The sequence below is a fragment of the Pseudomonas nunensis genome (assembly GCF_024296925.1).
GTDB lineage: Bacteria > Pseudomonadota > Gammaproteobacteria > Pseudomonadales > Pseudomonadaceae > Aquipseudomonas > Aquipseudomonas nunensis.
This window is the reverse complement of record NZ_CP101125.1, coordinates 5951837-5966504: the sequence shown is the minus strand read 5'-3', so window position 1 is coordinate 5966504 and position 14668 is coordinate 5951837. Positions and strand designations below refer to the sequence as shown.

General features: G+C 60.4%; 13 protein-coding genes. 6 read left to right on the top strand and 7 right to left on the bottom strand.

The genetic code is table 11. From position 1 onward, the window contains the following. Window positions 1–990, top strand: a complete 990-nt coding sequence (locus tag NK667_RS26245; RefSeq protein WP_054050209.1) for a sulfate/molybdate ABC transporter ATP-binding protein — start codon at window positions 1–3, stop codon at window positions 988–990. A 90-nt stretch (window positions 991–1080) separates the two neighbouring features. On the opposite strand, the gene NK667_RS26240 is transcribed toward NK667_RS26245, so the two are convergent. Continuing rightward, window positions 1081–1599, bottom strand: coding sequence for an Mpo1 family 2-hydroxy fatty acid dioxygenase (locus tag NK667_RS26240; RefSeq protein WP_054616575.1), 519 nt, complete (start codon window positions 1597–1599; stop codon window positions 1081–1083). A gap of 84 nt (window positions 1600–1683) precedes the next feature. Here NK667_RS26240 and NK667_RS26235 point away from each other — a divergent pair, with 84 nt between their 5' ends. Then, complete coding sequence (locus NK667_RS26235; RefSeq protein ID WP_054050205.1) at window positions 1684–2370, top strand: Crp/Fnr family transcriptional regulator; 687 nt, start codon at window positions 1684–1686, stop codon at window positions 2368–2370. Window positions 2371–2556: 186 nt separating this feature from the next. Further along, window positions 2557–2922 carry a response regulator gene (locus NK667_RS26225; RefSeq protein ID WP_054616574.1) on the top strand — a complete coding sequence of 122 codons (366 nt, stop codon included), beginning with the start codon at window positions 2557–2559 and terminating at the stop codon, window positions 2920–2922. Window positions 2923–3076: 154 nt separating this feature from the next. Here NK667_RS26225 and NK667_RS26220 read toward each other — a convergent pair whose 3' ends face one another. Beyond that, window positions 3077–4081 carry an AraC family transcriptional regulator gene (locus NK667_RS26220; protein WP_054047895.1) on the bottom strand — a complete coding sequence of 335 codons (1005 nt, stop codon included), beginning with the start codon at window positions 4079–4081 and terminating at the stop codon, window positions 3077–3079. Between the two features lie 100 nt (window positions 4082–4181). Between NK667_RS26220 and NK667_RS26215 the strand changes: the two genes are divergently transcribed. Next, complete coding sequence (locus tag NK667_RS26215; protein WP_054616573.1) at window positions 4182–5255, top strand: fatty acid desaturase; 1074 nt, start codon at window positions 4182–4184, stop codon at window positions 5253–5255. A 119-nt stretch (window positions 5256–5374) separates the two neighbouring features. Here NK667_RS26215 and NK667_RS26210 read toward each other — a convergent pair whose 3' ends face one another. The 3 genes from NK667_RS26210 to NK667_RS26200 are packed head-to-tail and all read right to left on the bottom strand — an operon-like array spanning window position 5375 to window position 9410. After that, complete coding sequence (locus tag NK667_RS26210; RefSeq protein ID WP_054616572.1) at window positions 5375–6985, bottom strand: arylsulfatase; 1611 nt, start codon at window positions 6983–6985, stop codon at window positions 5375–5377. 14 nt (window positions 6986–6999) lie between these two features. Continuing rightward, window positions 7000–7815 (bottom strand): ABC transporter ATP-binding protein, encoded by an 816-nt coding sequence (locus tag NK667_RS26205; RefSeq protein WP_054616571.1) that lies wholly within the window; start codon window positions 7813–7815, stop codon window positions 7000–7002. Further along, entirely contained in the window at window positions 7812–9410 is a 1599-nt protein-coding gene (locus NK667_RS26200; RefSeq protein ID WP_054616570.1) for an ABC transporter permease, read from the bottom strand. Before NK667_RS26200 ends, NK667_RS26205 begins: the two co-directional genes overlap by 4 nt. Before the next feature lie 382 nt (window positions 9411–9792). Between NK667_RS26200 and NK667_RS26195 the strand changes: the two genes are divergently transcribed. Further along, window positions 9793–10806: an ABC transporter substrate-binding protein gene (locus NK667_RS26195; RefSeq protein ID WP_054616569.1), complete on the top strand. Its 1014-nt coding sequence runs from the start codon at window positions 9793–9795 to the stop codon at window positions 10804–10806. A 123-nt stretch (window positions 10807–10929) separates the two neighbouring features. On the opposite strand, the gene NK667_RS26190 is transcribed toward NK667_RS26195, so the two are convergent. Next, a complete protein-coding gene (locus NK667_RS26190; RefSeq protein WP_054047883.1) occupies window positions 10930–11850 on the bottom strand; it encodes a LysR family transcriptional regulator in 921 nt (306 codons plus the stop codon). Window positions 11851–12033: 183 nt separating this feature from the next. Between NK667_RS26190 and NK667_RS26185 the strand changes: the two genes are divergently transcribed. Continuing rightward, a complete protein-coding gene (locus NK667_RS26185; protein ID WP_054616568.1) occupies window positions 12034–12939 on the top strand; it encodes a TauD/TfdA dioxygenase family protein in 906 nt (301 codons plus the stop codon). A 111-nt stretch (window positions 12940–13050) separates the two neighbouring features. On the opposite strand, the gene NK667_RS26180 is transcribed toward NK667_RS26185, so the two are convergent. Next, window positions 13051–14667: an alkaline phosphatase family protein gene (locus tag NK667_RS26180; protein WP_054616567.1), complete on the bottom strand. Its 1617-nt coding sequence runs from the start codon at window positions 14665–14667 to the stop codon at window positions 13051–13053. Window position 14668 lies beyond the last annotated feature (1 nt).

Below are 14668 nucleotides of genomic sequence, written 5' to 3'. Positions count from 1 at the left end.
ATGTCGATCGAAGTGCGTAACGTCAGCAAGAATTTCAACGCGTTCAAGGCCCTGAACGACATCAGCCTGGACATCCACAGCGGCGAGCTCGTGGCGCTGCTTGGCCCGTCCGGTTGCGGCAAGACCACGCTGCTGCGGATCATCGCCGGCCTGGAAACCCCGGACCAGGGCAACATCGTGTTCCACGGTGAAGACGTTTCCGGCCACGACGTGCGTGATCGCAACGTCGGGTTCGTGTTCCAGCACTACGCCTTGTTCCGCCACATGACGGTGTTCGACAACGTCGCGTTCGGCCTACGCATGAAGCCGAAAAACCAGCGCCCGAGCGAAAGCCAGATCGCGGTGAAAGTCCACGAACTGCTGAACATGGTGCAACTGGATTGGCTGTCGGATCGCTACCCGGAGCAACTGTCCGGTGGCCAACGCCAGCGGATTGCTTTGGCCCGCGCGTTGGCGGTGGAGCCGAAAGTGTTGCTGCTGGATGAACCCTTCGGTGCTCTCGACGCCAAGGTCCGTAAAGAACTGCGTCGCTGGCTGGCGCGGCTGCACGAAGACATCAACCTGACTTCCGTGTTCGTGACTCACGACCAGGAAGAGGCGATGGAAGTCGCGGACCGCATCGTGGTGATGAACAAGGGTGTGATCGAGCAAATCGGCTCACCGGGCGACGTCTACGAAAACCCGGCCAGCGATTTCGTTTATCACTTCCTCGGTGATTCGAACCGTCTGCACCTGGGCGACGACAATCACGTGCTGTTCCGCCCGCACGAAGTGTCGCTGTCGCGGCATGAGCTGGAGGATCACCACGCGGCAGAAGTGCGGGATATCCGGCCATTGGGCGCCACCACCCGGGTGACGTTGAAGGTGGAAGGGCAGAGCGAATTGATCGAGGCCGAAGTGGTGAAGGATCACGACAGCCTGGTTGGCTTGGCCAAGGGTGAGACGTTGTTCTTCAAACCCAAGGTTTGGCAGAAAGTCGCCAACATCTAAAGCAAAAGCTTCGCGAGCAAGCCCGCTCCCACATTGGATCTATGGCGTACATAAATCCCCTGTGGGAGCGGGCTTGCTCGCGAAGGCGTCCTACGCCGCAGCGCGATTCGGATTAATTCTCACCCCGCCAACCCGCGCCTCAATCTGCTCCTTGAGATCCCGCCGCAACCCCAACAAAAACGCCAACTCCGCCACCACAAACAACGGCCCGACAATCAACCCCGTCACATCATCGACAAACGCCGGTTTGCGCCCCTCATAGTGATGGCCGACAAACTGAATCGCCCAGCCAATCACAAACATTCCCACGCCACTGCTCAACCAGACCATCGTGCTTTGCTGCGCGAGAATCTGACCCGCCCAAATGCACAAGCCCAGCAACACCGTCATCAGCACCCCGAGGCGCAGTTCCAGACGCAGGTAAAACCACGCCGACGCCAACGCCACCAGCACCGCAGGTGAAATCCAGCCGCCGGCCCATTGTGGCCGCGACAGTAAAACCGCCACCGCCACCACAATCAGTGGAATGCCGATAAAGTGGCTGGCGATATTGCGTGGGTCACGATGGTAAGCGGCGTATTGACTGAGATGGTCAACGAGGCTTTTCATTGTTATTCCTCCTGTAGGGTGATTGATCATGCCCCGGGTACAGTGTTCGCTCTGTCAGCCAGGCGACAATCTCTAGGAGAGTTAATGGATATGCAGGTTTGGCGTCCACGCCTGATGAGTGGGCAGTGGTTCAGTCATTTACCCGTTTCCCTACAGGATAGTCTGCTGGCGCTGGCCCGGGTGCGACGGTTGACGGCGGGGCAACGCCTGTTCAAACGCGGCGATCCGCCGTGCGGGTTGTACGCGGTGCTGGAAGGCACTGTGCGCATCGGTGCGGTAAGCGAGCAGGGCAAGGAGGCGTTGTTGAGCCTGGTGGAACCGCCGCACTGGTTCGGCGAAATCTGCCTGTTCGATGGCCAGCCGCGGACCCACGATGCGTTCGGCGCCGGGCTGTGCACGCTGTTGCATATCCCGCAGTCGGCGCTGCTGAAACTGCTCGATGAACAACCGCTGTACTGGCGGCAACTGGCGCTGCTGATGAGTCACAAACTGCGCCTGACCTTCATCAACCTCGAACAGCTCAGCCTGATGCCAGCCCCGGCGCGCCTGGCCCATCGCCTGCTGATGATTGCCGAAGGCTACGGCGAAATCGACCCGCCGCGCCGAGTGCTGCAATTGCCCCAGGAGCAACTGGCGTCGATGCTGTCCCTATCGCGCCAGACCACCAACCAAATGCTCAAGGAGTTGCAGGGGCAGGGGATCATCGGGTTAGGTTATGGCGAAATCGAAATCCTCGATGCCGAGCGGTTACGAGCACTCGCCACAATCTAACCGCAACCACCGAACCCTGTGGGAGCGGGCTTGCTCGCGAAGGCGTCGTGTCAGCCACCAACAATGCCGACTGACACTCCGCATTCGCGAGCAAGCCCGCTCCCACAGGAGGAATATGTTGAAGTTTGTGATGGGCAACCAGCCCAAACGCGCCTAGCCTGTACCCCTGAATAATCGAGGTGTGCCATGCGTGTCCTGTTAGTGGAAGACGAACCCGAAATCGCCAAACGCCTGGCCAACGGCCTGAGCGAAGCGAGCTATTCGGTGGATGTGGCGCTCAACGGCATGGACGGCCGCCGCTTCATCGAGTCCGGCGAATACGACCTGATCATCCTCGACGTCATGCTCCCGGGCCTCAACGGCTGGCAGCTGCAGCAACAAATCCGCAAGCTCGGCGAAACCCCGGTGCTGTTCCTCACCACCAAGGACGGCATCGAAGATCGCTTGCGCGGCTTGGAGCTGCATGAGGATGACTACCTGCTCAAACCATTTGCCGTGAGTGAGCTCGTGGCGCGGGTGCGCAAGTTGTTGCGGCGGGATCGGGGGCGGTAAGCGATTCTGTGTCGTCTTAACGATCGCCATCGCGAGCAAGCTCGCTCCCACAGTTGATCTTCAGTGGACACAAAATTTGTGACCAACAGAGATCCCCTGTGGGAGCGAGCTTGCTCGCGAAGGGGTCAGCCCAGGCAATACATTTCCAGGCTCGTCAACGCAACCCATCCCGAAACTGCCCCGGTGTCATCCCGGTCCAGCGCTTGAATGCGCGGCTGAAGCTGCTCGTGTCGGCAAACCCCAGCAAATAGCTGATCTCACTCAACGAGCACTGCGGGTCGCGCAGGTGCAGCAGCGCCAGGTTTTCGCGGCTTTCGTTCAGCAGCGTATCGAAGCGACAACCCTCGTCCGCCAGGTGCCGTTGCAGGCTGCGCAGGCTCAGGTGCAAGGCCTGGGCGATGCGTTCGGCGCTGGGTTCGCCTTCGGGCAGTTGTTCTTCAATCGCGTCGCGCACTTTGCGTTCCCAGGTCAGCGGTTTGAGCTGGGCCAGGGTGCGTTTGAGGACGGTTTCGTTGTGTTCGGCCAATTCCGGGTTGGCGTCGTCGAGGTGGCTGTCGAAGTCCACCAGGGCGAATTCCAGTCGATCTTCGTCGGCGGCGAAGTACACCGGCGAGCGGAAGACTTTGTGCCATTGGTGCGGGTCCGCCGGTTCCGGCCGGCGCAGGTACACCGCCAGCGGGGCGTAGTCGCGGCCCAGGCGATTGCGGCAGGTGCGCACGTAAATCGCGGCAAAGGCGTCGATGGCTTCGAAGGCTGGGGCCGGGTTGCCGGGCGGGACTTTCAGGCGAAAACGGTAGCGATCCTCGGTGCGGGTCAATTCCAGTTCCAGCGCATCGCTGACCACCTGGTGATAACGCACGATCCGCTCGAACACTTCCCGCAGACTGCCGCTGGCCACCAGTGCATAACCGAGCGCGTGAAACGTAGTCGGGCTGACGAAACGCGAGACCCGCAAGCCTATCGCCGGGTCGCCGCTGACTTGCACGGCGATTTCCCACAGGCGCGTGGTGTTGGACAACGGATAACGGGCGTTAGGGTCGTCCATCAACTGCGGGTCAAGCCCCGCCTGTTGGCACAGGGCGGTGCTGTCGAGGCCCAGCGCATCGAGTTGCTTGCGCAGGGCGCGGGTCCAGCTGGCGAGGGAGGTCGGTTCAGTCATGCTGATTGGCGCTTCCGGTCAACAGGTTGGCGTTCACGGCTACTACCCTGGAATGCATCACAAGGCAGGATGTGACCATCAATAACCAGAGGATGGAAGCATGGACGGTACTTCTGCAAGTCCCCAGCGACTGAATGCAGCCCAACGATCAGCACATATTCGCGAAGTGGTGCTGGCCAGAGGTGTTGAGCTGCGAAAAAGCTACCCGATTCTTAACCACCAGGACGCCTTGGGCGCGGGCATTCTGGCCTTTGCGCTGGCCGGAATGATCGGTTCGGCGGCGCTCTACATCACCGGGCACATGGCCTGGTGGGTGTGCCTGTTGCTCAATGCATTTTTCGCTTCGTTGACCCATGAGCTGGAACACGACCTGATCCACAGCATGTATTTCCGCAAACAGCGGCTGCCACATAACCTGATGATGGGCCTGGTCTGGCTGGCGCGGCCGAGCACGATCAATCCGTGGATTCGTCGGCATCTGCACCTCAATCATCACAAAGTGTCCGGCACCGAAACCGACATGGAAGAACGGGCGATCACCAACGGCGAGCCGTGGGGCATCGCGCGGTTGCTGATGGTCGGCGATAACGTGATGTCGGCGTTTATCCGCATGCTCCGGGCGAAAACCTGGGTGCACAAATTCAGCATCATCAAGCGTACGTTGAAGGTGTATGCGCCGCTGGCGTTGGTGCACTGGGGCGCGTGGTATGTGTTTCTCGGCTTCCACGCGGCGAATGGCATCGCGGCTTTGCTGGGCACTCCGATTGAGTGGTCAGCGACGACGTTGTCGGTGATGCAGGTGATCGACATCGCGGCGGTGGTGATCATCGGGCCGAACGTGTTGCGCACGTTTTGCCTGCACTTTGTCAGCTCGAACATGCACTACTACGGTGACGTTGAACTGGGCAATGTGATCCAGCAAACCCAGGTGCTGAACCCATGGTGGATGTGGCCGCTACAGGCGTTCTGCTTCAACTTTGGCAGCAGCCACGGGATTCACCATTTTGTGGTGAAGGAACCGTTTTACATCCGCCAGATGACCGTGCCGGTGGCGCATAAGGTCATGCGCGAGATGGGGGTGCGGTTTAATGATTTCGGGACGTTTGGGCGGGCGAATCGGTTTGTTCGCAAGGAAGAAGTTCAGAGTCAACCGGTAGAAGGTGTGCGGGTCTGATGGCCTCTTCGCGAGCAAGCCCGCTCCCACAGGGGATATTGGGTGTTCACAAATTTTGTGTTCACTGAAGATCCAATGTGGGAGCGGGCTTGCTCGCGAAAGCGGTCGCTCAGGCGACATCAATCCGGCTGAAACGGCGACTCACTCAATATCACCCCGGTCTCATCCACATACCGCTGCCAATGCTCGATCAGTGCGGTGAGTTTATCCGGCTGACTTAAAGCCAAATCATGAATCTCCCCCGGATCACTCCCCAGATAATAAAGCTGCCAGGTCGCCGGCCCCACCGGCCCGGGGATGTACACCGCTTTCCATTGCCCCTGCCGAATCGCCCGCCGTCCAAACAACTCCCACCCGGTCACCGTGTGTTCGTCATGCACCTGCGCCGTTTCGCCGGACAGAAACCCCAGCCACGATTTGCCCCGCAGCTCCGCCACGTCCTTGCCCCGCCAGCGCTTGCCCGGATGCCGCACGCCGGCCAGGTCGAGAATGGTCGGCGTGATGTCCATCACCGTGCCAAATCCATGGCTGATCTGCCCTTTAAGCGACAACTGCGGGTAATGCACCAGCGCTGGCACACGAATCCCGCCTTCGGTGGTGAACGCCTTGAACAAACGCGACGGCGCGGTCGCGACCTGGGCCCAGCTCGGTCCGTACCAGACGTAGGAGTTGGCGCGGCCGATGTTATCCAGGCTGTTGTCGTAATGCTGGTTCAGATAAGTCAGCAGCTCCGGGCCGAATTTCGGGAAGGCTTCCAGCAGCGCCCCTTCGGCGCCGTTATCGGACATGAACAGGATGAAGGTGTTATCCAATTGCCCTTGCTTGCGCAGGTAATCAACGACACGCCCGATGTTCCAATCCATGCGCTCGACCATCGCCGCGTAAACCTCCATGGCCCGCGCGGACACCTGCCGTTGCTCGTCGCTCAAGGCGTCCCATTGTGCGTTGAGTTGGATCAGCGGATGGGGTTCGACATCGGCATCGATCAAGCCAAGGGATTTGAGTTTTTCCAGGCGCTCAAGCCGCAGCACCTCGGGACCGGCGTCATAACGTCCGCGATATTTTTCCACCACATCGGCGGGCGCCTGCAACGGCCAATGCGGCGCGGAAAATGGCAGATACGCAAAGAACGGCCGAGTCTGGTCGCGCTCCTTGAGGTACTGCAAAAGCTTGTCGCCAAAGGCGTCGGAGGAATAGAAATCCTTCGGCAGCTCATCAACGAACGTGTCGTCTTCGATGTACAACGCCGGCGTGGATTTCAACAGGCCTGGCGTTTGCTCATCGTAAGTCGGCTCGAAACCATAGTGGTTGGCCGCCCCCGGCAGCAGCGAGAACGAACGCTCGAAACCCCGTGCATGCGGCGCCAGTTCGGCGGTCAGGCCCAAGTGCCATTTGCCGCTCATCAACGTCTGGTAACCGGCCTCGCGCAGCAGTTCCGGCAACGCCACCACGCGGTCGTTGAGATGCCCTTCGTAACCCGGTTTGCCGATCAGCTCCGGGGTCAGCGCTTCGGCCATGGTGCCGATACCGGCGATGTGGTGGTCGGTGCCCGTGAGCAGCATCGAGCGGGTCGGCGAGCAGGTCGGCGCGGTGTGGAAATCGGTCAGGCGCAGGCCATTGTTGGCCAAGGCATCGAGGTTCGGCGTGGCGATTTCGCCGCCGAACGCGCCGATATCGGAAAAACCCAGGTCATCGGCCAGGATCACCAGAAAATTGGGACGTTGCGGCATCAAAAGTCTCCTGTTCAGCAGGCAATGAAGGACAGCGGCAGGTCGCGGATCTGCACCGGCACGGCGGGTTGGTAGTGGTCATCGCTCGTGAGTTCGTGCAGCAGTTCTTCGCGCAATTGGTGGAAGTCGAAACTGCTGCGCTGGCGCGGATGGGGCAGGGCGATATCGACCACTTGCTTGATCCGGCCGGGGCGCGGCTCCATCACCACCACGCGGTCGGCAAGGAAGATTGCTTCTTCCACATCGTGGGTGACCAGGATCGTGGTGATTTTCGCCCGAGCGCGGATTGCCAGTAGCTCGTCCTGCATCTGCTGGCGGGTCAGGGCATCGAGGGCGCCGAAGGGTTCGTCCAGCAGCAGAATCCGTGGGCTGGCGACCAGGCCGCGAGCGATCGCCACCCGTTGCGCCATGCCACCGGAGAGTTGGTGCGGGTAGGCGCGGGTGAAGTCGCTGAGGCCGACCAGTTCGATGAAATCATTCACACGTTTTTGCTTTTGCTCGGCGCTCAGGGCTTCGTTGACCAGGCCCAAACCGATGTTGTCGGCCACCGTCAGCCACGGGAACAAACGGTGTTCCTGAAACACAATGCCGCGCTCGCCACCGATGCCGGTGACCGCTTCGCCGTCCACAGTGATCTGTCCGCGAAACTGCGTATCGAGCCCCACCAGCAACCGCAGCAACGTGGATTTTCCACAGCCGCTGGAGCCGACGATGGCGACGAATTCGCCCTCGGCAATGTCCAGGTTGAATTCGCGAATCGCCTCCAGTTCGAAGCCATCGACATCGAAGGATTTGCCCACGTGGTTGAAGCTGACAATCGGTGCGTTCATGCGTGTCTCCAGCGGGTCGCGCGGATTTCCAGGCGTTGGCCAATAAGGTTGAGCAGGGCGCCGGTCAGGCCCACCAGGAGCATGCCGGCCATGATCAGGTCCATGCGCAGCAGTTGCTGGGCACCGATCATCTGGCTGCCGATGCCGCCATTGGACGGCATGAAATATTCGGCGCCGATAGTGCCGAGCCAGGCGTAGATCAGGCTCAGGCGCAGGCCGGCGAAAATCCCTGGCGCGGCGCCCGGCAAGACCAAACGGCGCAAGCGCTGGCCGAGGTTCAGGCGCAGCACTTGCGCGGCTTCGTTGAGTTGTGGCGAGAGGTTGGCGACGCTGCGTTGGGTCGCGATGAACAGCGGGAAAAACGCGGCGAGGGCGACGAATACCCATTTGGCCAATTCCCCGAGGCCGAACCATGCGGTGAGCAGCGGCACCCAGGCGAAAATCGCGATCTGGCGGATGGCGGCGAGGGTTGGGCCGAGCACCCGTTCACTGGTGCGCGACAAACCCAGCAGCAAGCCCAACGCAAACCCGAGGCCACCGCCCAGCAGCAATCCGCCGAGTGTGCGGCCCAGACTCAGGGCCATGCCACCGATCAAAGTGCCGTCGAGCAAACCGTGCCAGGTGGTTTCCAGAACCGCCAAAGGGCTGACCAGAATATTCGCGTCGATCCATTGCTGATCCGTAGTCACTTGCCACAGCGCCAGCAGCGCTAGAGGCAGCAGCCAGGGTTGCAGGCGTTGCCAGCCTTCATAACGCGGGCCTCGGCGAATCTCGGCGGTGGCCGGGTGCGGCCAATGCACCAGTTTTTTATCCAGCAGACCGATACCGCGATCCATGGCCACGCCGATCACTCCAATCACCACGATCACCACGAAGACGATGTCGAGCATGAACAACTGCCGCGCCCAGACCATCAGGTAACCGATGCCTTCGCTGGAGGCCAACAGTTCAACTGCCAGCAACGACGTCCACCCGGCCGCTAGCGCCAACCGTACACCGGCCATGAACGCCGGCAACGCAGCGGGCAACACCAGACGACGAATCAACAATCGGGTGGGCAGTCGCAGCACGGCGGCGGCTTCCCGCAGTTTCGGTTGCGCATCACGTACGCCGACCAACGTGTGCAACGTCACCGGCACCACGATGGCCTTCACCAGCACCACCAGTTTCAATACTTCGCCGATGCCGAAAAACACCATGAACAGCGGAATCCAGGCCAGGGTCGGAACTTGCGCCAACCCGGCGAACGTCGGGAACACCAGACGCTCCAGACGCCGACTGAAACCCAGTGACGCGCCCAACACCGCACCGGCGCTGACCCCGGCCAGCAAACCCCAGAACAGGCGTTGCAGGCTGATCCACAGATGACTCCACAACTCGCCTTGGGACAGTTCGACGGCGCTGCTCCAGACCAGCGAAGGCGCTGGCAGGATTTGCTCGCTCATCCAGTGATTGCGGCTGGCGAGCCACCAGAGTGTGAACAGGCTGACGGGCAGCAACCAGGGCAATAGTCGCTGACTCAGGCTCGACCAAAGACGCTGGCCGTTGAGCGGCGGCGCGAGCAGCGGCAGGCTGAGAAGGGAAACACGGGCCATGGATGACCTCCGTTTTTGACCCTGTGGGAGCGGGCTTGCTCGCGAAAGCGTCAGCACATCCAACATTGATGGCGACTGACACACCGCTTTCGCGAGCAAGCCCGCTCCCACAGGGGTTTTAGGTGTATGCAAATTTGATCTATAAAAATTCAAATCAATACTATTGAGAGATAAGCCAAGCCATTTAAGGCCTACAGCCCACACGCATCCAATGCATTCGAAGAATATTTTCGATGCTGTTTATGCATACCCGTCCAAGAGCCGCGTCCTGACTGGCATAGACCTAAAAGATATAAAAATGTGAATTTATAGTATTTAAGTGCTGGCTCAGATTCAGCCTACGTTCTGCTCCTCAACGCCGTTGCCACCAGGAGCCGCACCCATGAATCGTCCCTTCAAACGTGTCATCAGTCTGTTCGCCATTCCGGCGCTGGCGGGGTTGTTGGCGTTCACTGCCCACGCCGATGAACTCAAGGAAATCCGCATCGCCGTGCCCGACCTCAGCGCCGGTACCCAGCACAGTGGCGGCGGTATCGCGGATGTCTTGCGCGACCAGCAGATCTACGAAAAAGCCTTCGCCGATCAGGGCATCAAGATTCAGTGGAGTTTCTTCAAGGGCGCTGGTCCGGTGATCAACGAAGCGTTCGCCAACGGTCAGGTGGACCTGGCTTATCTCGGCGATCTCGCGGCAATCATCGGTAAGTCCAACGGTTTGGATACGCGGCTGCTCAGCGCCTCCGCGCGGGGCGTGAAACAGTATCTGGGCGTGGTGCCCGGCTCGGGGATCAAAACCCTGCAAGACCTCAAAGGCAAACGCGTGGCGATCTTCCGTGGCACCGCTACGCAGTTGTCCTTCGACGCAGCACTGGCCAGCCAGGGGTTGAGCGAGAAAGACGTGAGGGTGATCAACCTGGACTTCAACGGTGCGGTCGCGGCGTTGGCGGCCAAGCAGATCGATGCGTCCTGGGGCAGCTCCGGGCTGACGGCGTTGCAAGCCAAAGGGCTGGCCGAGTTGCCGTTGAACACCAAGGATCTGGGTGGCGCGGGCAGTGTGCAGGCGGTGTTGGTCGGCACTGGCAAGTTTGTCGACGAGCATCCTGACGTCGTTGCGAAATTGCTGAAGGCGCAACAGCAAGCGGTGGAGTGGCTGACCCAGGACAGCAACAAGGATGCGTACATTCAGTTGGTGTCGGGGCTGGCGAGTTATCCGGCGGTGATTCTTCAGCAGGATTTGAAGGATCAGAAGTTGAGCGAAGTCTTCCCGTCGACCCTGGACCCGGTGTTCCTGGGGAAATTGCAGGATGCGGTGGATTTGGCTTCGCAGCAGAAGTTGATTCGCAAGCCGTTCAAAGTGACGGATTGGGTGGTGCCTGAGTTGGCTGCTGCCAAACTCTGAATCTATGGCGCCTGTGCAGGCGCCTTCGCGAGCAAGCCCGCTCCCACAGTAGATTTTCGGCGTACACAGATGTTGTGTCCGACAGAGATCCACTGTGGGAGCGGGCTTGCTCGCGAAGAGGCCCTAAACCGCTACGCTAATCTGCTGCTTATCCACCGCCACCAACGTCTCAATCATCGCCCGCGCCGCAGGCGACAACCGGAACCCCGTGCGGCTCACAATCCCGCACCGCGCGTTCATGCTTTCAATGTTCTGCGGCAAGTTGCGCCAGTGCAGCAGCACCAGTGAACCCTTGGCAATGTCCTCGACAAACGCCTCTTCCGTGCCGATGCCGATGGCGTTCGATTGCAGCACCACTTTCACCAGCGCCGGAAAGTGCTCGGTCTCGATGGTCGGTGAAAAATCCATCCGCCCACTGAGGTTCGCCAGCAGTTTGCGAATGCCCGGCGGGATCAATGTGGTCGCCAGCGGATAGTCGAACATGTCATTGGTCGACAAGCTGTCCTTGACCAGCAGCGGATGCCCCGGCCGGCAGAAAAACACACCGCGCTTGGGCGTCAGGGCCTGGGTCTGGAAGTTCGGGTCGGCTTCGAAATGGCGGATGTCGGCGATGAAGAATTCGATCTCTTCCCGGCTTAGCGCGCGGCTGAGTTTTTCCCAGTTATCCACCTGAAAACAGGTGCGCACTTTCGGGTGCGCATTGATGAATTGCGCCACCGCATCCGGCACCAGTTTCACCGCGGGCGCCGGGCCGCAACCGAAGCGCAGTTCGCCGGCGTCGAGCTTGGTCATCTGCGTCACTTCAGCGCTGAGCAGCGCCGCGCCTTGCACCAGGGTCAGGGCGTGTTGCAGCACCACCTGACCTTCGGGTGTCGGGCGCAAATCCTTGTTGCCACGGTCCACCAGCACGCAGCCAAACTCTTGCTCCAGCCCTTGGATACTGCGGCTGAACGCCGGTTGAGTGATGCCCATGGCGTCGGCCGCGCGGACAAAACTGCGGTGTTCGTTGAGGGCGATGAAGTAGCGCAACTGGCGAAGATCCATATGCTTTTGCGGCATCCTAAAAATAGCTCGAAGGCATTTGCGACGAAGGTTGCTTGAGGTTTTAAATGCAAGCTCTTATTCCGTCAACGAAGCATCTGAATATCTATTAGACCTAAATAGAATATAGATAGAGCAATGTTTCGCTGCCGCTCAACCGTCAGCAGTCCGATCGAGGGTCTACCCATGAGCAATGCCGCTTTAGCTGTAAAACCCGCTGTTCACGCGCTTGAAATCCATCCGGTGGCCGGTCGGATCGGTGCCGAGATCCGTGGCGTGCAACTCTCCGGCGAACTGGATGCCGACACCGTCGAAGCGATCCAGCAGGCGCTGGTCCAGTACAAAGTCGTGTTCTTCCGCGAGCAGACCCAACTCGACGACCAGAGCCAGGAAGCCTTCGCGCATTTGCTCGGCGAACCCGTGGCGCACCCGACCGTTCCGGTGCGCGACGGCACCCGTTACCTGCTGGAACTCGACGGCGCGGAAGGCCAGCGCGCCAACTCATGGCACACCGACGTGACCTTCGTCGACGCCTACCCGAAAGCCTCGATCCTGCGTTCGGTGGTGGCCCCGGCGTTCGGCGGCGACACCTTCTGGGCCAACACTGCCACGGCGTACAACGAACTGGCGCCGGAACTGCGCGAACTGGCGGACAAACTCACCGCCGTGCACAGCAACGAATACGACTACGCCGGCGCCAAGCCCGACGTGTCGGCGGAGAAGCTGGAGCGCTACCGCAAGATCTTCACTTCCACGGTTTACGAGACTGAACACCCCGTGGTCCGGGTGCACCCGATCAGTGGTGAAAAGAGTTTGCTGCTGGGGCATTTTGTGAAGCGCATCAAGGGTTATTCCCAAGCGGATTCGGCGCATTTGTTTGGCTTGTTGCAGAGCCATGTCACCCGTTTGGAAAACACCGTGCGCTGGCGCTGGAAGGCCGGCGATGTGGCGATCTGGGATAACCGTTCGACCCAGCATTACGCGGTGGACGACTACGGCACCCAGGATCGGATTGTTCGCCGGGTGACGTTGAAGGGTGAAGTGCCGGTGGGCGTGGCGGGGCAGCGGAGTCAGACCATTAAAGGGGCTTGAAACACGGACCCTGTGGGAGCGGGCTTGCTCGCGAAAGCGGTGTGTCAGTCAACATTTGCATCGACTGACACGCCCTCTTCGCGAGCAAGCCCGCTCCCACATTTGATTGGGTTACCACACGCCGATCTGGACCAACTTCTCGGTCTCAGGCTCGCCATAACGAAACCGCTGCCCGCGCAAATCAATCTCCTGATGACTGATGGTCGTGCGCCGCTTCAACCCGCGCACCCACTCGAACAAATACCCCGCATGCTCTTCGCGCTCCGCTGCAAACGCCGGGTCTGCGCCCAAATCCTTTAATTCCTGCGGATCATTCAGCAGATCAAACAGCTGCGGCCGAAAGCCGTCATACGCCAAATACTTCCAGCGCTCGCTGCGCACCATGGTCATGCGGCAACGGTCGATCGGTTGCTCCAATCGCTCCCGCGCCGGGGCCTGGAAGGCGTAGTCGTATTCGCTGATCGCATAGCGGCGCCAATCGATTTCCTTGCCGTGCAACAGAGGGATCAACGAGCGTCCTTCGAGTCGGTGATCAGCGCTTGGCAGGCCAAGCGCTTCAAGAAAGGTCGGCAACGCATCGATGGTTTCCACCAGTCGATCATCCACCGATCCCCGACTGATATCCGCCGCCACACGCGGGTCGCGAACGATCAGCGGAATCCCCACCGCCGGCTCCAGCAAAAACTCTTTTTCCCCCAGGTAATGGTCGCCCAGGAAGTCGCCGTGATCGCTGGTGAACACAATCAGCGTGTCATCCCAGCGACCATTGCTCTGCAGAAAATCAAACAACCGCCCGAGCTGATCATCGACCTGTTTGATCAGCCCCATGTAGGTCGGCACCACGTTCAGGCGCACCTCGTCACGGGAGAAATTCAGGCTTTCTTCATGCTGGCGAAACGCGTTGTACACGGGGTGATCGCTTGCCTCGCCAGCCGCTGCACGCACCGGATCAATCACCTGATCGGCGCCGTAGAGCGCGTGATACGGCGCCGGGGCGATGTAGGGCCAGTGCGGCTTGATGTACGACAGGTGCAGGCACCACGGCTGCTCGCCTTGCTCGCCGATAAAGTCGATGGCGCGGTCGGTGGTGTAGACCGTTTCCGAATGCTGTTCGGGGACACGTGCCGGCAAATGAGCGTTGCGCATTTTCCAGCCGCTGAGGATTTCGCCCCGTTCGCCTTCGGCCGCGTTGGCCCAGTCGTGCCAGGGGTTGCGGCCCTCGAAGCCGTGATCGCGCAGATAGTGGGTGTAGGGCGCGGACTCGCGTTTGTCGTCGAATAGCGGGTCGTCGGGGAAGATCCCGTCGTGGCGGAAAAAGGCTTCGAAACCGACCTCGTTGAACACCTCTGCCTGCTGACTGAGCGGGTCGATGGCAAGGCGTTGCAAAGCATCCAGATTGGGCGTGGCGTGGGTCTTGCCCACCAGCGCGGTGCGGATGCCGTGGGGGCGCAGATAGTCGCCGATGGTCAGTTCTTCGAGGGGCAACGGCACCGCGTTCCAAGCCACTTGATGGCTGCTGACATAGCGCCCGGTGTAGGCCGACATCCGCGACGGTCCGCAGATCGTGCCTTGGGTGTAGGCGCGGCTGAAACGCACGCCGGCAGCGGCCAGGCGATCGATATTTGGCGTGTGCAAGTGCGGGTGGCCGTAGCACGACAGGTAATCGCGACGCAGCTGATCGCACATGATGTACAGCACGTTGCGCACGGGTTTTGGGGTGTGGGACATA